Here is a 21,838-nt window from a genome sequence, read left to right as displayed (position 1 = left end):
GAGCCCGCCTAGCTGCGGGCTTCTTTAATGGTCGGATTTCCAGTGACTAAAAATAACAAAACGGTCATGTGCTGACCCTATGTGTCGTAAAAGTTGTTGGGTTACACTCGAACCCAACGAAAGTACCACTCCTACGAATCACCTGTTTAGATCCTGCGAGGTTTGCCATGGCTGACTACAAAGCGCCCCTGCGCGATATGCGCTTCGTCCTCAATGAAGTTTTCGAGGTCGCCAAACTCTGGGCCGAACTGCCTGCGCTCGCCGAGACTGTCGATGCTGAAACGGTTGAAGCCATTCTTGAAGAAGCCGGCAAGGTCACCAGCAAAAGCATCGCGCCCCTGAGCCGTGCGGCTGATGAAGAAGGTTGTCACTGGGCGGACGGTGCCGTCACCACGCCGGCAGGTTTCCCACAGGCTTACCAGACTTACGCTGAAGGCGGTTGGGTCGGTGTCGGTGGCGATCCGGCCTACGGCGGCATGGGCATGCCCAAGGCTGTTTCGGCTCAGGTCGAAGAAATGGTCAACTCCGCCAGCCTGTCTTTTGGTCTGTATCCGATGCTGACCGCGGGCGCCTGCCTGTCGATCAACGCCCACGCCAGCGAAGCGCTGAAAGCCGCGTACCTGCCGAACATGTACGCCGGCGTCTGGGCCGGCTCCATGTGCCTGACCGAGCCACACGCCGGGACGGACCTGGGGATCATCCGCACCAAGGCCGAGCCTCAGGCCGACGGCTCCTACAAAGTCAGTGGCACCAAGATCTTCATCACCGGTGGTGAACACGATCTGACCGAAAACATCATCCATTTGGTGCTGGCCAAACTGCCAGATGCACCGGCGGGGCCTAAAGGCATCTCGCTGTTCCTGGTGCCGAAGTTCATGGTCAATGCCGATGGCAGCCTGGGCGCGCGTAACCCGGCTAACTGCGGTTCGATCGAGCACAAGATGGGCATCCAGGCGTCCGCAACCTGCGTGATGAACTTCGACGAAGCGGTCGGTTACCTGGTCGGTGAGCCAAACAAAGGCTTGGCGGCGATGTTCACCATGATGAACTACGAGCGTCTTGGGGTTGGTATCCAGGGTCTGGCATGTGGCGAGCGTTCTTATCAGAGCGCCGTCGAATACGCCCGCGATCGTCTGCAAAGCCGTTCGCCTACCGGCGCGCAAAACAAGGATAAAGTGGCAGACCCGATCATCGTCCACCCGGACGTGCGTCGCATGCTGCTGACCATGAAAGCCTCGAACGAAGGCGGTCGTGCCTTCTCGACGTACGTGGCCATGCAACTGGACACCGCCAAGTTCAGCGAAGACGCCACGACCCGCAAGCGCGCAGAAGACCTGGTGGCGCTGCTGACCCCGGTGGCCAAGGCGTTCCTGACTGACCTGGGTCTGGAAACCACGATCCACGGCCAGCAGGTGTTCGGCGGCCACGGTTACATCCGCGAGTGGGGCCAGGAGCAACTGGTTCGTGACGTGCGTATCACCCAGATCTACGAAGGCACCAACGGCATTCAGGCGCTGGATCTGGTCGGGCGCAAGATCGTCGGCACTGGCGGGGCGTTCTACAACCTGTTCGCTGACGAGATCCGTCATTTCACCGCAACCGCCAGCGCAGACCTGGCCGAGTTCACCAAACCGCTGAACGATGCGGTGACCACGCTCGACGAACTGACCGCCTGGTTGCTGGACCGTGCGAAAAACAACCCAAATGAAATCGGTGCGGCGTCGGTCGAGTACCTGCAAGCCTTCGGTTATGTGGCCTACGCCTACATGTGGGCACTCATGGCCAAGGCCGCTTTTGGAAAAGAAGCGCAGGACGATTTCTACGCGAGCAAGTTGGGCACCGCGCGGTTCTATTTCGCACGTCTGCTGCCGCGTATTCACTCATTGAGCGCGTCCGTGAAGGCTGGGAGCGAGTCGTTGTTCCTGCTGGACGCAGGACAGTTCTGACAATGTAACGTCATGTAAGCATTCTCTTACATGACGTGCTGCTCTTCTCCCATAGATGCAGATTGGATCCACAGCTAATCTACTTCACATGGACGTCGCGCAGGAAGCGCAAAGCAACAACACGGACACGTAGGATTCTGCCAGGACGGTGGAGTGAAATGGATGTCAGGGAAACAGTCTGCAAAGCCCCGCTTCGGCGGGGTTTTCTTTTACCTGCAGAAAGTGCTCAGCTCATTTCATCTAGCGTTGCCGGGCTGTTCAAACGCCCTCTGAGCCATTCATCACTTCTTCCAGCAGCGTACGCCATAAGGCCAGCGAGGCTTGTTGTCGCTGCACATCCCGACACACCAATCCGACTTTCAGCGGCACCCTCGGCTCGGCAGTGTCGCAAAGGGATTCCCGTCTGATCAGACCCGCCCTACACGAATTCCCGAACCGTCTCGCGGTACAACGCATCGTCATGCCTGATTCTTTTGGCGTGGGGCGTTTTTTTGTCTCTGCGTTTTGCCAAACGCATTTCAGTGCTTGAGCGGTAGCGGGATCAATGGTTTTTTAAAAGGACCGGCAAGGAATGCCGGTGCCGGTGAAACAACATTGTTGTGGAACTGGCTTTGAGTTCTATACCACTGAGTGGTATGTTTCTGGAAGGGATGCCGATGCCACCAAGGTTATTCAAGACAAAGCGTTTTGCGATGCAGGCCGGAAAGGCCTGGGTCGGTGATGATGAGCTTCGGGAGGCATTCACCGAAATGCTCAATGGCCAGGCGGACAATCTCGGCGGTGGGGTCTGGAAGAAGCGCTTGAATGCCAATCGCCATCGATCGATTGTTCTGGCAAGGGGTGGGCATTACTGGATTTATCAGTAGCTGTTTGCAAAGAAGGATCGGAGCAATATCAATTTTGCGGAGCTTACAGAATTGCGCGGTTTAGCCAAGGTCTATGGCGCATTGACCGAGATGCAAGTCCAGCACTTGCTGGACGCTAAGGAGTTTGTGGAGATATCCCATGAGTAAAAAATTCAAAAGTGAAGTATTTGAATCGATACACGAATCGGCCAGTGCCTTGTTTGCCATCGGTGCAATCAGCAAGGCAACCATGCGTGAATTCGATGATTCGTGCCTTGCAACGGTTCCAGACGCGATCCCCGCTGAGCAGATCAAAGCGCTACGCGAGCGCAACAATGTCAGCCAACCGGTGTTCGCGCGTTATCTGAACACCAGCGCCTCGACGATTAAGCAATGGGAAGCGGGAGACAAGCACCCCAGTGGCATGGCGCTGAAGTTGCTGAGCATCGTTCAGAAACACGGTCTTGAGATACTGGCCTGAAGAACTGCACTGAACCCTGACGAACGGTACAGGTCGATTAGCTGTAGGCTCACACGAGCCAACTTTAAATCAGGAGCTACCCGATGGACTTTATTCGCATCATCATCGCCATTCTATTGCCGCCACTGGGTGTGTTTCTGCAAGTCGGTTTCGCCGGCGCGTTCTGGCTGAATATTCTGCTGACGTTGTGCGGTTACATCCCCGGGATCGTGCATGCGGTTTACATCATCGCCAAGCGCTGAGTTTCGCGGCGTCAGATAGATTCCATTCGCGGGCAAGGCTTGCCCGCGAATGGAGCGCTGTGATCTCAGTCCGCCAGCGCCATCACCCTTCGATAAAACAACCACTCCTGCTCCAGCGCATGGGCCTGATTCCCTGCCTTGCGAAAGCCATGGCGTTCGTCAGCGTAGTAATGCGCTTCAACCAGAATGCCGTTGTCCTGTAACGCCGTGACCATGTCGCGGGTCTGTTGCGGCACCACCACAGCGTCCAGTTCACCCTGAAAGAAAATCACCGGCACACTGATGTTGCCCGCATGCAGCAGCGGTGTTCGTGCCGCGTAGCGTTCGGCATCCTGCGCCGGGTCGCCGATCAGCCAATCCAGATAATCGCCTTCGAACTTGTGGGTTGTCCGGCCCAGTGCCACCGGATCACTCACGCCATACAAGCTGGCGCCGGCGCGGAAGACTGTGTGAAAGGCCAGCGCGCACAGTGTGGTGTAGCCGCCAGCACTGCCACCGCGAATAAACGCCTTGTTGCCGTCGATCAGTCCGCGTCCGGCAAGATGAGCGACCACTGCGCAGGCATCCTCCACATCCACTTCGCCCCAGCTCAAGTGCAGCGCTTGTCGATAAGCCCGGCCATAGCCACTGCTGCCGCGGTAGTTGAGGTCGGCCACGGCGAAGCCGCGTTGCGCCCAATACTGGATGCGTGGATCGAGCATGGGGTAGCAGGCCGAGGTCGGGCCACCGTGGATAAACACCACCAGCGGCGGTTTTGCTTCACCGGTCATCGCTGGATAGAAAAAGCCGTGCGCCTCGCCCGAACTGCTCGGGTAGCGCAGGGTTTGCGGGACGCTGATCTGTTCGGCGGGCAACGGTGCAACTCCGCCAGCCAATGTGTTGACCCGCCGGGTTTGGCGGTCGATGGCAATGACTGCCGACGAACTGACTGGCGAAGCGGCGATGCAGTAAATGAACCGCTCATCCAGTGCGAGATGGCGGAACCGGCTGTAATCGCCGGTGAAATCTTCAGGGGAGTCACCGCAAAGACCCAATCTGCCAAACCCGTCTTCGGTCCAGCTTGCCAGATAGCTGCCTGCGCTCAGCGGCAACCAGGTGCTGCCACCCAGCTGCCATGGCGCTGGACCATGATCGGCAGCGGCACTCGGCAGTGGGTTCAGACCGTCTGCCGATTCCGCCCAAGGCTGCCAGTAGCCGCCGCGATCAGTCAGGCAAAACAGTCGGCCGCTTGCATCGAACCTCGGTTGTTGCAGCGACTCCTCAGCGTTTTCGCCAGCCACGCAACGCGGCGAAGCAAAGCTGCCATCGTTCTGGCGTTCGGCAACCATCAGGCGAGTCGCGGTCCAGGGTTGATCCGGACGACTCCACTCGATCCACGCCAGTCGTTGCGCATCGGGACTCAACGTCGGCGCGGCATAGAAGTCGGCGCCTTCGGCCAGCAGATAACGTACGCCGTCAGCCACATCGATAGCCACCAGACGATGCCGATCGCGGTTTTCTTCAACCGCCAATACCTGCCCATCAGCGAACTGCAAATCGCCGTATCGGCATACGCCTGAGCTCAGCAACTCGGGCGTCTCGCCTGCCAGCGACTGCCGATAAAGCTGTTGGTCCGCCTCGTTGACGAACACGATCCCGTCATCGGTCAGACAGAATGCGCCGCCGCCATATTCGTACACCCGACTGCGCGCACTGAAGCCCGCTGGCGTCAGGCAATGCGCCTGGCCGTCACGCCAGTGCCAGATCCGGCAAGCGGCGTCCTCGGGTCGGTACTCGTTCCAGAACAAGCCGTGCCGGCCGACCTGCAACTCGGCGAAGTCGATGCCGGCCGCGACAGCCCTGGCAGCGCTGAAGGGTTCAGCTTTTAGCGATGAGTCGTGAATTTCGTTCATTGCGAAAGGCCAGTTGTTCGATGGACTGGGTCGCGTGTTCGGCTTCTTCGCGAGCCTTGAGGATCACGCCGTGATGTTCCGACTTGCTGCACACCGGGTCAGCATTGCTCGCATCCCCCGTGAGCATGAATGCCTGGCAGCGACAGCCGCCAAAGTCTTTTTCTTTCTCGTCGCAGGAACGGCACGGCTCGGGCATCCAGTCGTAACCGCGGAAGCGGTTGAAGCCGAACGAGTCGTACCAGATGTGCTGCATGCTGTGGTCGCGCACGTTGGGAAACTGCACCGGCATCTGTCGGGCACCGTGACACGGCAGGGCGGTTCCGTCCGGTGTGACGGTAAGAAAGATACTGCCCCAGCCGTTCATGCAGGCTTTCGGGCGCTCTTCGTAATAGTCCGGGGTGACGAAAATCAGTTTGCACGGGTGCCCTTCGGCTGCAAGTTTTGCGCGGTATTCGTTGGTGATGCGTTCGGCAAGGACCAGTTGTTCCTTGGTCGGTAACAGACCGACCCGATTGAGCTGCGCCCAACCGTAAAATTGGCAAGTGGCGAGTTCCACGAAGTCCGCCTCAAGGGCGATGCACAGCTCGATGATCCGGTCGATCTTGTCGATGTTGTGCCGATGGGTCACGAAATTCAGCACCATCGGATAGCCGTGGGCTTTCACCGCGCGAGCCATTTCCAGCTTCTGGGCGAAGGCCTTTTTCGAGCCGGCCAGCAAGTTGTTCACTTGCTCGTCGCTGGCCTGAAAACTGATCTGAATGTGGTCCAGGCCGGCCTTCTTGAAGTCGCTGATTTTCTGCTCGGTCAGGCCGATGCCCGAGGTGATCAGGTTGGTGTAGAAACCCAGCTTGCGCGCCTCGGCGATCAGCTCGGCGAGGTCCTGGCGCACCAGCGGTTCGCCGCCGGAAAAGCCCAACTGGGCGGCGCCCATCTCCCGCGCCTCGCGGAACACCTTGATCCACTGTTCGGTGCTCAGTTCTTTACCTTGCTCGGCAAAGTCCAGCGGATTGGAGCAGTACGGGCATTGCAGCGGGCAGCGATACGTCAGCTCGGCCAGCAGCCACAAAGGCAGGCCGATTTCCGGTTTGGGCGGTAACTTGTCTGACGAGAAATCAGGCAAGTTCGATCCAGTGCTGAGCACGCGCGACCTCCATGAATTGCTCGATGTCGTCACCGAGCTCTGGCACGCCGGGGAACTGCGCGTTCAGTTCGGCGACGATCGCCGCGACATCACGCTCGCCATCGATCAAGCCGCCGATCAACGCGGCGCTTTCATTGAGTTTGATCATGCCTTCCGGGTAGAGCAGCACATGACCTTTCTGCGCCGGTTCGTACTGGTAGCGGTAGCCCTGACGCCAGGTCGGGGTCTTGCTGCGATCAAAACTCATAAGGTGATTCCTTTATGCCAGACCCGTTGCTCGGTCACGCTGTGATAGGGCGGGCGTTTCAGTTCGTAGGCCATGCTCATGGCATCGAGCATGCTCCAAAGAATGTCCAGTTTGAACTGGAGAATTTCCAGCATGCGCTCTTGGCCGACCCGCGTCGTGTAGTGCTGCAAAGTGATCGCCAAACCGTGTTCCACGTCGCGGCGCGCCTGACCCAAGCGGGTGCGGAAATACTCGTAACCGGCCGGATCGATCCACGGGTAATGCTGCGGCCAGCTGTCCAGGCGCGATTGGTGGATCTGCGGCGCGAACAGTTCGGTCAGTGAGCTGCTGGCGGCTTCCTGCCAACTGGCCCGACGGGCGAAGTTGACGTAGGCGTCCACGGCAAAACGCACGCCGGGCAGTACCAATTCCTGCGAGCGCAGCTGATCCGGGTCGAGGCCGACGGCCTGGCCCAGACGTAGCCAGGCTTCAATGCCGCCGTCTTCGCCGGGGGCTCCGTCATGGTCGAGCAAGCGCTGAATCCACTCACGACGAATCTCGCGGTCCGGGCAGTTGGCGAGGATCGCGGCGTCCTTGAGTGGAATGTTCACCTGATAATAGAAACGGTTGGCGACCCAGCCCTGGATCTGTTCGCGCGTTGCCCGGCCTTCATACATCGCCACGTGATACGGGTGATGGATGTGGTAGTAGGCGCCCTTGGCTCGCAGGGCTGCTTCGAACTCGGCGGGGGACATTGCTGTGTCAGTCATTTCGGTTCTCCTGGGCCATCCGCTACAACACAATACTCATGCCATCGTAGGCCACTTCAACATCGCGCCGAGCCAGTTCTGCACGCTCAGGTGAATCCTCATCGAGAATCGGGTTGGTGTTGTTGATGTGGATAAGCACTTTGCGCTGTTTGGGCAGTTGTTCCAGCACTTCCAGCATGCCGCCGGGGCCGTTCTGCGCAAGGTGGCCCATTTCCCGACCGGTGCGGGTGCCGACGCCGCGGCGCTGCATTTCGTCGTCATCCCACATCGTGCCGTCTACCAGCAGGCAATCGCTGCCGGCCATGATCTCCAGCAGCGGTGCGTCGACCTTGCCCAGGCCCGGTGCGTAGAACAGTTTGCCACCGGTGTTGAGGTCTTCGACGATCAGGCCGATGTTGTCACCCGGGTGTGGGTCGAAGCGGTGCGGCGAGTAGGGCGGTGCGGCGCTACGCAGTGGCAAGGGGGTGAAGCGCAGGCTCGGACAGGCCGGGATGGTGAAGCTGCGGTCGAGTTCGATGCGGTTCCAGTTCAGCCCGCCGTTCCAGTGGGTCAACATGGTGAACAGCGGGAAACCGGTGCTCAGGTCTTCATGGACCATGTCGGTGCACCAGACATTGTGCGGGCAACCTTCGCGCAGGCTGAGCAGGCCGGTGGTGTGGTCGATCTGGCTGTCCATCAGAATGATCGCGTCGATACCGGTATCGCGCAGGGCGCGGCCCGGTTGCATCGGGGCGTAGCTCTGGAGCTGGGCGCGGATGTCCGGCGATGCGTTGCACAACACCCAGTTCACGCCGTTATCGGAAATCGCGATGGACGACTGGGTACGCGCCTTGGCGTTCAGGCTGCCGTCGCGAAAACCTGCGCAGTTCACGCAGTTGCAGTTCCACTGGGGGAATCCGCCCCCAGCGGCGGAACCTAGAATCTGGACGAACATGGGTGCTCCATCATTTCAACGCTGAAAACAAAAACGCCTCGGCAAACCGAGGCGCTGAACGACAAGACAAACTTAACGGCTTGCGAAATACATGGTGACTTCAAAGCCGATACGCAGGTCGGTGTAAGCAGGTTTGGACCAGGACATAGGAACGCTCCTTCAGGTGATGGGACAGATGAGATCTATACATATAGTCCACCTCCAGCCGGAGATGTTCAGATAGTTAGGTGGCTATGTTACTCAAAATTACAGGGTGATTGGCCGCGAATCTTTGAGAAAGCTAATTGCAGCGCCGGTAATGATCATTTTGCCGCTTGCCAAGGTGAGCCTGGGCACGGTCCGCTGGCCAGACAGCGCCAACCGCCTTCTGCCTGATTCAGTCGATGTGCGGCGGCCAGTAACCTGTCACGATCGATCATCAGGATCGTCTGAGGCAGAAGCTCCAGATAATCCGACGAGCGGCCAGCCAGCTTGCTTTGCCAGAGCAGCTCGGCAGCCTGCGCATCGGGTAGCGCCGCATGATCGAATTGATCGGCCAGTGCCTGGCGCTGGTCGATGAAGGTCACGTCATCAATGTTGTTGATCATCCCGGCCAAATCGCTGAGGAAATGTTCGATGTGTTCCAGAAGATCCAGAGGGGCGACGTTGGGCGATTGCACGCCGAACAGTAGCCCGGTCTGCCCATGGATCTGGCGCAGGGCGCTGAACACCGCATAACCGAGCTGCAGTTCGACCCGCAGGCGTTGGTAAAACGGCGTCTGGCAGAGATGAGCCAGCAAGCGCCAGGCAGCTTCGTCAGCGATGTCCCGGGTTGCGGTCGGACAGAAGAGCAGCAACGCGTGTTCGCTGGACCCGGTATCGACAGCGTTCCAGAGACGCTGCGTGCTGATCGGGGAGGGCGGCGTCAGTTGATTGTCCGCAGTGCCGGGCACACGACTCAAGGCAAGACCCATCGCCGCTTGTGTCTGGGCGGACAGACCGGTCGCCAAACCATCCCAGCGCGCGCTCGACCAAAGTTGCGTCAAGTCGTCCGAGTCGGCGGTGCGCACAAGGCAATGATCGGGCAGCGCTTTGAGCAGCTGTCGAATCGGCATCAGCGCAACGCTCATGGGTGTTTCTTGTGAGAGACCGGCATCAGGCTTTGTCAGCTCTTTCAGTGCATGTTCCAGGATTACCGGCATCGGCTCCTGCAGCCCGGTCATTTTCAGCAGCCATTCATTGCCTGATGCGCTGAAGGAAAAATCGACACCTGCCTGACGAGCGTCTTCACGCAATGGCTGCAGGCGGCTTTCCAGATTCGCCTGAAGGTTTCCTCGAGGCGCCGCCTCCAGACGCCAGCGCAGGTAAACCGCGCCTTCAGCACTGCCATCCGGTAAAGCCTGACTGAATTGCATGGGCGAACGTACGCGACGGCCACGCGAACGATCCTGAGCAAAGGTCCGCAGGCCTCGGTGTTTGCTGGTCTGGCCGCGGATCAGTCCGGCATTCGAGGCCGGAGCCTCGGCACGCAAAAACGGATTGGGTGTCGGCAGTTGCCATTGGCCGGTGAAGTTATCCACAGCGCCGATTTGTTTCAGTATGTCCTTGAGGGCTGCGACGCCCGATTCGGACAACCCTGTTTCACGCTGTTCGCAGTCCATTCGGGCCAGTTGTAGGGCGCCGCTGACGTGCTGCTGGCGTTGCAGCAGGGCGGCGTATTCTTCGCGCAACCCGGTCCAGGGTTGCTGCGAGGCAAAGAATCCAAACCAATCCAGTAGCTGCTCGCGGATCCCTGTTTGCGGCGCATTAGTGGGCAGGTCGAATTCGATGTGCAACAAGGCTTGTCCAGCAAACTGATACAGCGGTGCAGCTTTCAGGCTGTCAGCCAGACCGCGCCCGCGCAAGTGCGCGAGCAGGCCACCGGGTTTCGCAGCGTTCAACCAATGGCACAGGAACGCCAACGCCTCAGGCGATACCTCTGGTAGCGCTTCAAAAGCGAACAGCAGATCCACCCGACGCTCTCCAGCCTGTTGATAATTATTGTCCGAAGATTCCATCAGCGGAGTAGGCGTTTGTTGCGGGACTGTTTTGCCCTCGGTGATGACGGCCGCGAATGCGTGGGCCATCCCTTTCAACTCATCCAGACTCTGCGGCCCGGCCAGGCTCAAGGTCATCTGCCCGGTCTGGTAAAACCGCTGATAGAAATCCTTCAGGGATTGCTGAAACTCCGGTTGCTCCACCGGCAGGCTGTCACGGTTGCCGGCGTGAAATCCTCGCAGTGGGTGCGCCGCTGCAAGGCCAGCGAAGAGTGAAAATTGCTGCTGAGCGGCCGTATCCCCGGACCATGCGACAAATTCTGCATGCAGCACTTCCCGTTCCCGCAATTGATCGTCCGAAGTCATACGCGCATGAGAGAGCATGTCCGACAGACGCTCCAGTCCACCGCTAAACGCCTGAGGCGGTAATTCGAAAAAGTAGTCCGTGGTGCGTTCGCTGGTCTTGGCATTCAGCTGACCGCCATGACCCTGGACGTAGGCCATCAGCCCAAGGCCAGCGGGAAAGCGCTCTGTACCGAGAAACAGCAGGTGTTCGAGAAAGTGCGCCAGCCCGGGCCATGCCAGCGGCACATCATGGCTGCCAGCAGCGACTCGCAACGCAGCAGCACTGCGCCTCAAATCGGGAACATGACGCAGCGTCACCCGCAGACCGTTGGCCAGGGTTTCAGTGCGAAGGTGGGGGTGATTCAGCGCAGGCATGAGCACTTCCAGAACAGAGAAGCGCTAATGCTAGCGGATAACGGAGGATCAGCGCTTGTTCAGCTCGCCATAAAGCTCGGGACGGCGATCGAGGAAGTAGCGATTGGCCTCGCGGGAGTCAACCATCAACTGACGATCCAGTTCGCCGACAATCAGTGCTTCATCAAGGCCGGCCTGGGCGATGCGGCTGCCATCCGGCGCGGCGATGCTGCTCTGGCCGCAATACTGGATCTCGCCTTCGTTGCCGCAATAGTTGGCGTAAGCCACATAACATTGGTTTTCGAAGGCCCGTGCACGGACGGTGACATCGGCAACAAAATCGAAGGGGATCATGTTCGCCGTCGGCACCAAAATCAGCTCGGCACCGGCCAGGGCCAGGCGCCGGGCGTTTTCCGGGAACTCCATGTCGTAACAGATCAGGAAACCGAGCTTCCAGCCATTGAGCTCGACCAGCGGGAAATCATCCCCTCCGGCGCTGAACATAGAGTGATCGAGGTCGCCGAACAGGTGAGTCTTGCGGTAGTTGCACAACCGCTCGCCATGAGCGTCGATCAACTGTACGGCGTTGTAGATCTGGCCGTCCTCCGCACGCTCGGGGTAGCCATAAAGAATGGCAATCCCGGCCGTCTTGGCAATGCGCGCAATCTGCTGCGCCGATTCACCGTTATACACCTCCGCGAGGACGCTGACCGCATCGACGCCGATGTTGTAGCCAGTCAGGAACATCTCCGGCAGCACCAGCAAATCGGCGCCTTTGGCCTCCAGCGCCAGTTGATGCAGACGTTGCAGGTTGCCAGCAACCTCCAGGGGCAGCGGTGGACATTGGTAAAGGGCTACGCGCATTTCGGATTCCTCTTACTCGGGCAAGGCGATCGGACCGATCTCGTTGAACACATCTCCTGGACCCGGGTTCTCGGCGTGAGTTTCACCGCCGAAGTGTTTCATGATGCCCCACACCGCATTGAGCGAGGTCTGCACCGCGCCTTCGACCCAGGCCGGTGTCCACGAAACATCGTCGCCGGCGATGAAAATGCCGCGTTGCTCGGCCGGCATGTCGGCCTGCATGAAGTGCGCATACATGCGCTGGTTGTAGCGGTAGTGGCCGGGCAGGGCGCCTTTGAAAGCACCGAGGAAATGCGGGTCGGCTTCCCAGGACACGGTGATCGGATCACCGATGATCCGCGCGGCGATGTCGACTTTCGGGTAGATCTTTTTCAGCGCATCCAGTGCCAGCTTCACGCGCTTTTCCACCGGGTGCGGGAGCATTTTCAGCGCGTCGCTCATCCACGAGTACGACAGGCAAATCACGCCGGGCTTGTCGTCGCCGTTGTCGAACAGGTAGGTGCCACGGGTCAGGCGATCGGTGAGGGTCATGCTCATCAGGTCGCGGCCGGTTTCCGGATCCTTGTCCTTCCAGAATGGCCGGTCGACCATCACGAAGGTTTTCGACGATTGCATGTAGCGGGTGCGGTCGAGGGCCATCCACATTTTTTGCGAGAACAGCGTTTCGTCGCATTCGATCTGGGTGGTCAGCAGCCAGCTCTGGCAGGTGGTCAGTACCGCCGCATATTCGCGTGTGTCGCCGTAGTTGTCAGTGACCGTAAAACGGCCGTTCGGTGCGTGGGCGATTTTTTTCACACCGGAGCGCGGTGCGCCGCTGTGCAACGAGCTGAGGCTGGTGCCTTCAGGCCAGTGCACGCATCGTTCCGGCACATGGCGCCAGATCCCCAACGGCACTTGTTCCACACCGCCGACCACCAAGTGCTGGTGATCGTCGCAGTTGGTCATGACCACACGGAAGATTTCCAGCATCGAGTTCGGGAAGTCCGAGTCCCAGCCGCCGGTGCCGAAACCGACCTGGCCAAACACTTCGCGGTGATGAAACGAGAGCTTGGCGAAGGCTTTGGAGGTGGCAACGAAGTCATAGAATGTGCGGTCGTCCCACAACGGGACCAGGGTGTTCCACAGCTCTTTGAGGCGCGGTACATCGCGGTCGCGGATTGCTTGCTGGATGTCAGCGAACTGCGAACCGGCTTCCAGCGCATCGGCCCAGGCGTCGGCGACTTCCTGGAACAGTGCAGGAAGATCCGCCAGCTTCTGTGCGTAATGGGTCTGGCCTTCGAGGTCGATCACCGTGCTGCCCGAGGCCGGTGTCAGCGGGTTCGGGAAAGGTTTTGTTTGCAGGCCCAGCTTGTCGACGTAGTGATAAAACGCGGTGGACGACACCGGGAAACGCATGCCGCCGAGCTCGGCGACGATGCCTTCAGCGCCGTTGAATGCCTGGGAGCGCAGACGGCCGCCCATTTTCGAAGCTTCGTAGACGACAGGTCTGAGGCCCAGTTTCATCAATTCATAGGCCGCCACCAAACCGGCGATGCCGGCACCGACAATCGCTACCTCGGCGCCATGATTGTGCGCAGGGATGCTGCCCAGGCCGGCCGGGTGCTCGATCCAGTCGTCGAAGGCGAAGGGAAAGTCCGGACCAAAAATGGTGACTGGTTTTTTACCGTCTGCAGGATGGCGATTGTTCTTGTTCATGGCTGACCTTGCTGGCGACCCGACGCGGGATGCGCGTCTGAGTATAGGAAAAGATGGCAGCCATTCTAAAGAGCGTAGAACACGTTAATAAGACGCAATGTGTCGTCGTTTTGCTTGTGAATGCTGCAATTAGACGAGCGAGTTGATCAAATTGGATTAAACCGGCTGGCCGCGATCAATCTTGCTGCTGAGAATGATCGAGGTCGTGGTCTTCTCCACGCCATCCACGCTGCCAATTTGATCGAGCAACTGATCCAGCTGCTCAGGTGAATCGGTGCGTAACCACGCCACGTAATCAAATTCGCCACTGACCGCGCACAACTGCTGCACCTGAGCCATCGCGCTGAGACGTCGCAACACTTCCTTGCCCGAACGCGGTTGCACCGTGATCCCGACGTAGGCCTGCAAGCCGCCATCTACTACGCGTTGACCCAAACGTACGCCGTAACCGGTGATCACTTTGGCCTTTTCCAGCCGAGCCAGCCGCGAAGTCACGGTGGTTCGAGCGATGCCCAATTGTCGCGCGAGCATGGCCACACTCTCGCGGGCATTGATTTGCAGGGCTGCGATCAACTGGCGGTCGATTTCGTCAAGAACAGGTGGGCGAGTATCAGGCAAAGGTCGTCTCCAGCGGTACAGATCAATGGGTTGGCATATTACAGGCACATCCCGCGCAGCGCTCGTGGGCGGGGTGACTACGTGATTGCGTACGCCTTGCCGAAGTAAAGGCTGAAACGCAGGTACGAAAAAGCCGCGCAACTGCGCGGCTTTTTCTGTGGATGGACAGCAACAGTCACTCGTAGTCGAATGCGACATCAAGGGATGCGAGGTGATGGAAATGACGAACAAGATGCCTCCCGCTATACGGGACCATGCGTTGCAGATTGCCCATCACGAAATGGGGCACTACGTCATGGCCCGAGCCCTGGGGTTTGCAACGGGGGGCGTGACCCTGACAGTGACCATGGACTTAAGGCATCAAGGGGGTGCTTCCATCACCTTGGTGCGATCCATTTCGTCGATAGACGCGATGAAGGAGCATTTGGAAGCCCGGATGATGGTCCTCCTTGCTGGCGCTATGGGGCAGACATTACCTTCAAAACATTCGCCCAGGAAATTAGTCGATAAGTCGAAAGCGGCAGCCATCCTGAAAGGAGAGCAGGGGGCGGAACAGGACTACGCAAAAATAAGGGAGTTACGGCACTTGCTGCGCAATATCGCCTACCCCGATACGGATCCCTCGTCGTCTGACCGCATAACGGCTGAGCTGAAAGAGATAACTGATCGCGTGTGGCTCCGGACTCAAACGATCGTAGAGGCATTGGCCGATACGATTACCGGATTGGCAGGGGCGCTGGTAGACGGCATGGTCATCGTGGAGCAATGGGGTAGGGCGGCGGATACGTATGAGGTCGTTCTGACGGGGGAAATGCTTGAACGGATGCTGCCCGTGCAGGCTATTTCTTCGTTAAGTGCCCGGGCTGACAGTGGCAGTGATGCCGGTCAGCGCAGAAAGTAACGACATTCCAGGCACGCATTGCAGCAGCGCTCCCGATCACGGTGTGGAAGCCCCGAAAGTCGAGGCGTATTTCAAAGCGTGAGCGTTTCGCGTGAGATTACTGAGCGTAGTTCTGCGCGAAGGCGGCGATTGCCTGTGTAGCCTGGAAGTCGACCAACTGCAGTCCGCGCTCCTGGATGCTAGCCTTGGCGATTTGCACCGCTTTAAGGTGGCGAGGCGACAGATCTTCAGCGGGGGTGGTTACGGGGATCAGGACGTTTTTCAACTGAATAATCCCTTCCTGTTCGGCGCGTACAAACTTCATCAGCCACTGGTCGCAGTGGTCGAGTATTGCACTTGGTTCGGCCTGATCAAAAGCTAAGGGTTTGATAGCGGCCACTACTTCGTTTCGGTGAACCAAGGGCAGGTGCAGCTTGGTCAGGTCACCGGTCAGAGTATCGTCGCGGAAATTGCGGATCGATGCTTCCGAGAACATTGTTCGAATTTCTCGAACCATGATCTCTTCACGACGATCACGCCCTATGCCTTGGCGCTCGATATAGCGGCTAAACAGCGTTGCAAGGGTCGTGTCGAAGTTTTCCACCAAGATCGAGCGCATTGGGCTGAAGCGAATCAATGACTCCTTTGGCTCGGTCAGGAAACGAAAGTGGTTAACGATCTGCGACTCTTGGGCTTCTGTTGTCATGAGGCGAACGCTATCCAATTCGTTCTGGGCTATTTCCATAGCCTTGGCGAATAGGTTGCTGCACTCGAAGAAATGATTGACCCGTTTCAGGTTTTTGCGGGCGAGCCTGTACTCCATGCGCCCTATAGCTGGTGCCGAGAGAACAATGCCGACATTGGCAAACTCTTCGGTTTCGGCGAAAGGCGCGAAGCGCACGATGCTGTAAAGGCAGGTGTATTTCATTGCAGGACGCTCCAGAACTCGTCCGATTGACAGAGCATCAGGTTACTTTCGATTTCTTCGAGCAGAATGTCGAGCCCCGGGTTGCCAATGGATTCACACCATTCATCGGGTATGTCCAAGCATAGGTCACGAAACCGCCTAGCAGTGTCGTGCATCCGTTGGCTGTATTCAACTTTGTCGACCAGATCCAGTTGCCATGTTCGATTGCTCGGGCCAAATACATGGCTTTCCGAGAACTTTTGAGCATCCAATGGCCATTGAAACGCCTGGTTGTGATCGATCAGCTGCAGCTGATTATCGAGGCCGCACATCAGCAAATTGGGGCGACCGCCCAATGGCCCTAACTGACGATCACTGTTACCTACCCAGTAATCAAAGACGAAAACGGCTTTTTGCAGGTCGCTCGGAACCTGAAGTGCTTGTGAGTACAACAGGTCTGCAGCGTCCGCGACATAGGCCAGGGCATAGCTATCTCCAGGCCCAAGATCGCTGCGTGCTTCTGAGTTGTAGCGCAGCAGGGCAGGGTCAATGTAGATATAGCCATGCTCGGGGATTGGTAAGCCGAATTGAGCGGCCAGGCGGGCACAGAGCAGTTCGGCAATACGCTCGGAGGGCGGCAATTCCAATCCCTTGGCCACATAGTGTTTGTCATTGCTGGCGCGGCACAGGAAGGGGCGTGTGATGCCACCCTCCAGTCGCCGGATGATCTCAACCGCTTCTATGTAGTTAACCGCGGCCATTCCCGGCGCCCCTATAAATTATCTTGGCAGACCATACTGGTCTGCATCCTACTGCACCATGCCCTGTGATGATTTTTAAGGGCGTTGCGTAGGAACCTTGGAAGCAAGAGGTGTTAATTTCGGTGGCGCTAACCAGTCCTAACCGGTGAGCGGGAGAAGCGGGAAACCGTGAAAGAAGAGGCCGATATTTAGACTTACAGAAAGCCCCGTTGCGAAAGCACCGGGGCTTTTTGCTGTCCATCAAACGGATTTGCCTGAGTTACGCGTTTCTAGAGTTTAGGGTCCGACTTGCCTAGGGGAATCCCACGGCTTGTGTGCGACTATTTTTTCGGACTTCGCCGCAGTCCGACTGGGTCACCGTGTTAGCACCTTCACCACATCATCAATCACCGCCTTACTCATCGCCGTCAGATAATGCGCGGCCCAAGTATGGCGGTCGGTGTCTTTTGCGTAGGCGGCATCCACGGTAAGTGCTTTGGCGAGGAACAGCAGATCGGAGGCCTGGGCCAAGGCATCAGCAATGGGAACGCCTCGATTGACATGGAACAGCGCTTGGTTTGAGCAGTAGATGAAAGGCGTGAGGCCGATGGTTTTCAGTGCTGAGGGTTCGGAGGGATTTGTTTTTGTCATGGTGTAGCTCCTAATTTGAAGAGCTGTCACATTCATTTCCAAGCGAATGGGTGACAGCTGTGCGCAGGTTGGAAAACCGGGAAATTAGGAAACCGGCACGCCCGAAGACGTCCCGCGCACAGCCGTCATAACTCAAGAGTGCAAGCTAAAAAAGCGTCTGCAAACGTGACGCGGCGCTGTTGCGACTAATTTCAACGGGTTTCCAAGCCCGATCGCTGAATGGTCAGCGACGTCCGGAGATTATCCCGTCGAAGAAAAGCGCAACATGGCAGCAAAGCGCCTAAATGCAAGTTTCAGAGTTTGCCTACAAGGTCTGCGGGCGTCATCCGACTTTGCGACACGCGAAGCAAACTGAATTAAACATAAGGCACGAAAAAGCCGCGCATTGCGCGGCTTTCTTGTTTGGTGGGCCCACACGGACTTGAACCGTGGACCAAAGGATTATGAGTCCTCTGCTCTAACCAACTGAGCTATAGGCCCTCAGTAGGCCGCGGATTATAGCGACGGTTTCTCCGCTGTGCTATCCGAAAAGTCTGAAATGGCTATACGAAGAAACGTCGCGGCAAATTCGTCCGGTGGCAGGGGCAGGCTGACGATGTAGCCCTGAATCTGTTCACAGCCTTCGGCCGCGAGGAATTGCTGTTGCGCGAGGGTTTCGACGCCCTCGGCAATGATGGTGAATTGCATGCTGCGGCCCAGGGCGATGATGGCGCGAACGATGGCTGCGTCGTGGGGATCATCTGGCAGGCCGCGGACGAAAGACTGGTCGATCTTCAAAATGTCCAATGGCAGACGTTTGAGGTAACTCAAGGACGAGTAACCGGTGCCGAAGTCGTCGATCGCCAGTTGCACGCCCAGGTGTTTGAGTTGATGCAGCACTGCGAGCGCCTCTTCAGCCTGGCTCATGATGAAGTTTTCGGTAATTTCCAATTGCAGGAAACCGGGTTTGAGGCGGTTGTCCTTGAGCAATTGTTCGATCCGGCCGAGCAGGTTCGGCTGACGCAACTGAGCGCCCGCTAGGTTGACCGACAGCGGGCCGACGGGTTGGTAAGCCTGATTCCACTCGAACATCTGCCGGCAGGCGGTTTCAAGAACCCAATCGCCGATTTGCAGGATCATGCCGTTTTCTTCGGCCAGCGGAATGAAGTGTTCCGGCGGCACATCGCCGAAGGTCGGGTGGCGCCAGCGAATGAGCGCTTCTGCGCCGACCAGGCAATGGTCGACCAGGCTGATCTTCGGTTGATAATGAAGATGCAGCTCATTGCGCTCGATAGCGCGTCGCAGTTCATGTTCCAGTGCCACTCGCTCGCTGGCTTGAGCGGTGAGGTCGCGGGTGTAGCTTTCGACCCGGTTGCGACCCTTGGCTTTGGAGCGATACATCGCCGCATCGGCGTTCTTGACCAGCGTTGCGACGTCGCAGCCATCCTTGGGGTACAGGCTGGTGCCGATACTGGCGCTGATAAAAAACTCATGTTCGCCGGCCTGGAACGGTGCGCCGAAGCAATTGAGCAACTTGGCCGCGATGTTGTCGGCGTCACTGGATTGCTGCAGCCCCGGCAGCAGGATGATGAATTCGTCGCCGCCCAGTCGCGCCACGGTGTCGATGTCGCGCAACTGTTCCTTGAGGCGCACGGCAATGCCCTTGAGCAGCAGGTCGCCGACCGGGTGACCCAGGCTGTCGTTGATGTGTTTGAAACGGTCCAGATCCAGGAACAGCACCGCGCCCTGGCCGCCGTTTTCCTGCTGATTGTTGAGCGCGGTCAGCAATCGGCTCTCGAACAGCGTGCGATTCGGCAGGCCGGTCAGCGGGTCGTGGTGTGCCTGATAATCGAGCTTGGCCTGGGCGTGTTTGAGGCTGGAAATGTCCGCGAACACCGCGACAAAGTGGGTGACGAATTTGTCACGGTTGCGCACCGCACTGATGGTCAGCCAGCTCGGGTAGAGCTCGCCATTCTTGCGTCGGTTGGAAATTTCGCCCTGCCAATGACCTTCGGCGGTCAGCTGATGCCACATGGCGGCATAGAACGCGCTGTCATGCAGGCCCGAGGCAAGCAGGCGAGGGGTGTGACCCAATGCTTCGCTCTCGCTGTAACCGGTGATTTCGGTAAACGCACGATTGACCGCGCTGATGTGCTGTTGAGTGTCGGTGATCAATACACCCTCGGCAGTGCTCTCGAATACCGTGGCGGCCTGTTGCAGCTTCTCCTGCATCAGGTGCCGCTCGGTGATGTCCCGAGCGATGGTCAGCATGCAGTCTTCATCGCCGATCGGCAGCGGACGGCTGGATACCTCGCAGAGGCGGATCTGCCCGTCACTACGGCGTATATGGCAACTGAAGTCGCGGACGAAACCGTCCCGCTGCAGCATATCGAGCATCTGTTTGCGTTCGTTGAGATTGACCCAGATCCCTAGCTCGAGGGCGGAGCGATCCACGGACATCGCGCTGTTGAAACCGGTAATGCGACTGAAACCCTCGTTGACCTCAAGCAATAAACCGTCGCTCTGCCGGGACAACAGCAAGCCGTCGGGGGAGGCATGGAAGGCCTTGGCGAATTTCTCTTCGGAGGTCTGCAGCTGTTGCTGGGTTTCCTTGAGCTGGCTGATGTCCCGCACCACCACCACCAGCGCTAGGGTTGTATCGAGGTCGAACGGTTCTGCGGAGATCAGGCCGGTAAACACTTGGCCATTGTTGCGGCGAAAGGGCATCTCCAGGTTACGGATGCTGCCGGCCTGCAAGCGCTGCAACAAACCCGGCCCGACGCCGGGTATGCCCCAAATGTTCAGGTCTGTGGCCGTCTGGCCGATGACGTCTTCGGCCTTGAGGCCGATCTGTTCTTCGAACGCTTCGTTGACTTCCAGCAGGCAGCCATCGGAGAGCCGCGCGATGACCAGAATGTCCGGGCATTGCTGGAAGACCGAGGCGAACTTCTGTTCCGACAGGCGCAACGCCTCCTCGGTGCGCTTGGCTTCGCTGATGTCGATCATCAGCCCGCGCATCACCGGTTCATGGCCATGCTCAATCAGGCTGACGATATCGCGTACCCAAATGCAGCGGCCATCGGCGGTGATGACCCGGTAATCGAGGCTGTGATCGCGCCCGGCCAGTACTTCGTGATCGCAGAAGGTCTGGGCGCGGGTCAGGTCGGCCGGGTGGATAATGTTGCGCCAGAACCCCGGAATCAGCCAATGAGACAGGGGGTAGCCGAGTAGATCCTCGGCATGGGGCGACACATAGCTGTAAGTGAAATCGCTGATTCGCGCTTCCCAGGCGATGGCCGAAAGGCTCTCCACCAGCCCGCGGTAGTGGTATTCGCTGCTGCGCAGTTCTTGTTCCAGATCGACCCGGCGGGCAATTTCTGAGCTCAGTCGGCGGTTGATCCGGATAACCACCGCCAGCACGATGATCAGCACCATCAATCCCGGTAGACCGTAAACCAGCAGATCGGTCCAGAAGGTTCGATGATCGAGGACGTTGCCGACCCAGTGTTCCTGAATGGCATTGATTTCGTCCGGGGTCATGTCCGCCAGGACTTTATCCAGAATGCCGACCAGCATTTTGTTGTCCCGGGGCACGCCCATGGCCAGTTGATAGCGATAGGGGGTTTCGCCGCTGACGTAGAGCCCGTCGAGCTTGAGCTGACGCAGGCTCCAGACGCTGGAGGCGAGATCGCCTACCACAGCGTCCACTTCATCGGTTGCCAGCGCTTGCAGCGCTGAGCTGACATTGGGCATCGCCACCAGATTCAGGTCGGGATTGTGGGTGCGCAACAGCTCGTGGGGGGCGTAGTTTTCCACCACGGCGACTTTAAGGCCATACAGGTCTTCGAGCTTGCGTGGTTGGGGGCCTCCGACATGGGCAAGGATGACAATCGGAAAGTCCAGGTAGGGGCGGGTGAATGACAGGTAAGTCTGGCGCTCCGGGGTCGACATAATGCCCGGCAACAAGTCCAGCTTGGCTTTTTTGGCCTGTTCCAGGACGACTGTCCAGCTAACGGGCTCGATGGGCGTCAGCTTGATCGCCAGGCGTTGGCGAATCAGGTCGATATAGTCTGCTGCAAGGCCCTGATAGCGGCCTTGATCGTCGCGAAACTCGAAGGGAGGCCATGACGCATCGACACCCAGGCGTAAATCCGGGTGTGCCGCCAGCCAGCTACGTTCTTCGTCGGTAAGAGTCAGCGCGCCAGCCGTTGCGGTCCAGGTCAATAGCGACAGCAAAAAAAGCACGGTCGGCAGTCTGGGCATAACGGTCTCGTTATGGCTCGAGGGAATGTTTCGAGTGTAGACGGGCAATT

The 21,838-nt window shown here is 58.4% G+C and carries 18 protein-coding genes, 1 tRNA gene and 2 pseudogenes; 5 read left to right on the top strand and 16 right to left on the bottom strand.

Annotated features, from left to right (window positions below):
- Positions 1–167 precede the first annotated feature (167 nt).
- A complete protein-coding gene (locus ACYZTX_RS27250; protein WP_462036606.1) occupies positions 168–1,946 on the top strand; it encodes an acyl-CoA dehydrogenase C-terminal domain-containing protein in 1,779 nt (592 codons plus the stop codon).
- A gap of 226 nt (positions 1,947–2,172) precedes the next feature.
- Here ACYZTX_RS27250 and ACYZTX_RS27245 read toward each other — a convergent pair.
- Positions 2,173–2,327, bottom strand: a pseudogene (locus ACYZTX_RS27245) (LysR family transcriptional regulator); the annotation flags it as partial.
- Between the two features lie 275 nt (positions 2,328–2,602).
- Here ACYZTX_RS27245 and ACYZTX_RS27240 point away from each other — a divergent pair.
- The 3 genes and pseudogenes from ACYZTX_RS27240 (at position 2,603) to ACYZTX_RS27230 (ending at position 3,514) form a co-directional block, all read left to right on the top strand.
- Positions 2,603–2,959 (top strand): annotated as a pseudogene (locus ACYZTX_RS27240) (type II toxin-antitoxin system RelE/ParE family toxin).
- Positions 2,952–3,272 (top strand): helix-turn-helix domain-containing protein, encoded by a 321-nt coding sequence (locus ACYZTX_RS27235; RefSeq protein WP_461966706.1) that lies wholly within the window; start codon positions 2,952–2,954, stop codon positions 3,270–3,272. Before ACYZTX_RS27240 ends, ACYZTX_RS27235 begins: the two are co-directional and overlap by 8 nt.
- Positions 3,273–3,355: 83 nt before the next feature.
- Positions 3,356–3,514: a YqaE/Pmp3 family membrane protein gene (locus ACYZTX_RS27230; protein ID WP_007904205.1), complete on the top strand. Its 159-nt coding sequence runs from the start codon at positions 3,356–3,358 to the stop codon at positions 3,512–3,514.
- 65 nt (positions 3,515–3,579) lie between these two features.
- Here the strand turns inward: ACYZTX_RS27230 and ACYZTX_RS27225 are convergent, their stop codons facing one another.
- From ACYZTX_RS27225 to ACYZTX_RS27180, 10 genes are all read right to left on the bottom strand, one after another.
- On the bottom strand, positions 3,580–5,406 hold the full coding sequence (locus ACYZTX_RS27225; RefSeq protein ID WP_462036605.1) for a S9 family peptidase: 1,827 nt from the start codon (positions 5,404–5,406) through the stop codon (positions 3,580–3,582).
- Positions 5,372–6,526 (bottom strand): pyrroloquinoline quinone biosynthesis protein PqqE, encoded by a 1,155-nt coding sequence (gene pqqE, locus ACYZTX_RS27220; protein ID WP_462037121.1) that lies wholly within the window; start codon positions 6,524–6,526, stop codon positions 5,372–5,374. Before pqqE ends, ACYZTX_RS27225 begins: the two co-directional genes overlap by 35 nt.
- A complete protein-coding gene (gene pqqD / locus ACYZTX_RS27215) occupies positions 6,519–6,794 on the bottom strand; it encodes a pyrroloquinoline quinone biosynthesis peptide chaperone PqqD (protein ID WP_462036604.1) in 276 nt (91 codons plus the stop codon). Before pqqD ends, pqqE begins: the two co-directional genes overlap by 8 nt.
- On the bottom strand, positions 6,791–7,543 hold the full coding sequence (gene pqqC, locus ACYZTX_RS27210) for a pyrroloquinoline-quinone synthase PqqC (protein ID WP_462036603.1): 753 nt from the start codon (positions 7,541–7,543) through the stop codon (positions 6,791–6,793). The genes pqqD and pqqC overlap by 4 nt, the downstream gene beginning before the upstream one ends.
- Positions 7,544–7,565: 22 nt before the next feature.
- Entirely contained in the window at positions 7,566–8,477 is a 912-nt protein-coding gene (gene pqqB, locus ACYZTX_RS27205; protein WP_462036602.1) for a pyrroloquinoline quinone biosynthesis protein PqqB, read from the bottom strand.
- Between the two features lie 72 nt (positions 8,478–8,549).
- Positions 8,550–8,624, bottom strand: a complete 75-nt coding sequence (gene pqqA, locus ACYZTX_RS27200; protein ID WP_009045898.1) for a pyrroloquinoline quinone precursor peptide PqqA — start codon at positions 8,622–8,624, stop codon at positions 8,550–8,552.
- 155 nt (positions 8,625–8,779) lie between these two features.
- Positions 8,780–11,212 carry a pyrroloquinoline quinone biosynthesis protein PqqF gene (pqqF, locus tag ACYZTX_RS27195; protein WP_462036601.1) on the bottom strand — a complete coding sequence of 811 codons (2,433 nt, stop codon included), beginning with the start codon at positions 11,210–11,212 and terminating at the stop codon, positions 8,780–8,782.
- A 48-nt stretch (positions 11,213–11,260) separates the two neighbouring features.
- Entirely contained in the window at positions 11,261–12,055 is a 795-nt protein-coding gene (locus ACYZTX_RS27190; RefSeq protein WP_462036600.1) for a carbon-nitrogen hydrolase family protein, read from the bottom strand.
- A gap of 12 nt (positions 12,056–12,067) precedes the next feature.
- On the bottom strand, positions 12,068–13,750 hold the full coding sequence (locus tag ACYZTX_RS27185; RefSeq protein ID WP_462036599.1) for a flavin monoamine oxidase family protein: 1,683 nt from the start codon (positions 13,748–13,750) through the stop codon (positions 12,068–12,070).
- Between the two features lie 156 nt (positions 13,751–13,906).
- Positions 13,907–14,368 carry an Lrp/AsnC family transcriptional regulator gene (locus ACYZTX_RS27180; protein WP_007980298.1) on the bottom strand — a complete coding sequence of 154 codons (462 nt, stop codon included), beginning with the start codon at positions 14,366–14,368 and terminating at the stop codon, positions 13,907–13,909.
- Positions 14,369–14,588: 220 nt separating this feature from the next.
- Here ACYZTX_RS27180 and ACYZTX_RS27175 point away from each other — a divergent pair, with 220 nt between their 5' ends.
- A complete protein-coding gene (locus tag ACYZTX_RS27175; RefSeq protein WP_462037120.1) occupies positions 14,589–15,269 on the top strand; it encodes a peptidase M41 in 681 nt (226 codons plus the stop codon).
- A 97-nt stretch (positions 15,270–15,366) separates the two neighbouring features.
- On the opposite strand, the gene ACYZTX_RS27170 is transcribed toward ACYZTX_RS27175, so the two are convergent.
- From ACYZTX_RS27170 to ACYZTX_RS27150, 5 genes are all read right to left on the bottom strand, one after another.
- Complete coding sequence (locus ACYZTX_RS27170) at positions 15,367–16,176, bottom strand: DUF3037 domain-containing protein (protein WP_462036598.1); 810 nt, start codon at positions 16,174–16,176, stop codon at positions 15,367–15,369.
- A complete protein-coding gene (locus ACYZTX_RS27165) occupies positions 16,173–16,916 on the bottom strand; it encodes a HipA family kinase (RefSeq protein ID WP_462036597.1) in 744 nt (247 codons plus the stop codon). The genes ACYZTX_RS27170 and ACYZTX_RS27165 overlap by 4 nt, the downstream gene beginning before the upstream one ends.
- Positions 16,917–17,270: 354 nt before the next feature.
- Positions 17,271–17,546: a DUF3077 domain-containing protein gene (locus ACYZTX_RS27160; protein WP_462036596.1), complete on the bottom strand. Its 276-nt coding sequence runs from the start codon at positions 17,544–17,546 to the stop codon at positions 17,271–17,273.
- Positions 17,547–17,949: 403 nt separating this feature from the next.
- A tRNA-Ile gene (locus tag ACYZTX_RS27155) sits at positions 17,950–18,026 on the bottom strand.
- 15 nt (positions 18,027–18,041) lie between these two features.
- Entirely contained in the window at positions 18,042–21,788 is a 3,747-nt protein-coding gene (locus ACYZTX_RS27150) for a bifunctional diguanylate cyclase/phosphodiesterase (RefSeq protein WP_462036595.1), read from the bottom strand.
- Between the last annotated feature and the right edge of the window lie 50 nt (positions 21,789–21,838).

It is taken from the genome of Pseudomonas sp. MDT1-17, assembly GCF_054898105.1.
This window is presented reverse-complemented; position numbering and strand designations above follow the sequence as displayed.

Bases quoted from the DNA above. Each gene is read 5' to 3' on its own strand.
- ACYZTX_RS27235 (WP_461966706.1), top strand. From the start codon at position 2,952: ATGAGTAAAAAATTCAAAAGTGAAGTATTTGAATCGATACACGAATCG.
- pqqC (WP_462036603.1), bottom strand. From the start codon at position 7,543: ATGACTGACACAGCAATGTCCCCCGCCGAGTTCGAAGCAGCCCTGCGA.
- pqqB (WP_462036602.1), bottom strand. From the start codon at position 8,477: ATGTTCGTCCAGATTCTAGGTTCCGCCGCTGGGGGCGGATTCCCCCAG.
- pqqD (WP_462036604.1), bottom strand. From the start codon at position 6,794: ATGAGTTTTGATCGCAGCAAGACCCCGACCTGGCGTCAGGGCTACCGC.
- pqqF (WP_462036601.1), bottom strand. From the start codon at position 11,212: ATGCCTGCGCTGAATCACCCCCACCTTCGCACTGAAACCCTGGCCAAC.
- ACYZTX_RS27175 (WP_462037120.1), top strand. From the start codon at position 14,589: ATGACGAACAAGATGCCTCCCGCTATACGGGACCATGCGTTGCAGATT.
- ACYZTX_RS27160 (WP_462036596.1), bottom strand. From the start codon at position 17,546: ATGACAAAAACAAATCCCTCCGAACCCTCAGCACTGAAAACCATCGGC.
- ACYZTX_RS27230 (WP_007904205.1), top strand. From the start codon at position 3,356: ATGGACTTTATTCGCATCATCATCGCCATTCTATTGCCGCCACTGGGT.
- ACYZTX_RS27190 (WP_462036600.1), bottom strand. From the start codon at position 12,055: ATGCGCGTAGCCCTTTACCAATGTCCACCGCTGCCCCTGGAGGTTGCT.
- ACYZTX_RS27185 (WP_462036599.1), bottom strand. From the start codon at position 13,750: ATGAACAAGAACAATCGCCATCCTGCAGACGGTAAAAAACCAGTCACC.
- ACYZTX_RS27225 (WP_462036605.1), bottom strand. From the start codon at position 5,406: ATGAACGAAATTCACGACTCATCGCTAAAAGCTGAACCCTTCAGCGCT.
- ACYZTX_RS27250 (WP_462036606.1), top strand. From the start codon at position 168: ATGGCTGACTACAAAGCGCCCCTGCGCGATATGCGCTTCGTCCTCAAT.
- ACYZTX_RS27150 (WP_462036595.1), bottom strand. From the start codon at position 21,788: ATGCCCAGACTGCCGACCGTGCTTTTTTTGCTGTCGCTATTGACCTGG.
- ACYZTX_RS27165 (WP_462036597.1), bottom strand. From the start codon at position 16,916: ATGGCCGCGGTTAACTACATAGAAGCGGTTGAGATCATCCGGCGACTG.
- ACYZTX_RS27170 (WP_462036598.1), bottom strand. From the start codon at position 16,176: ATGAAATACACCTGCCTTTACAGCATCGTGCGCTTCGCGCCTTTCGCC.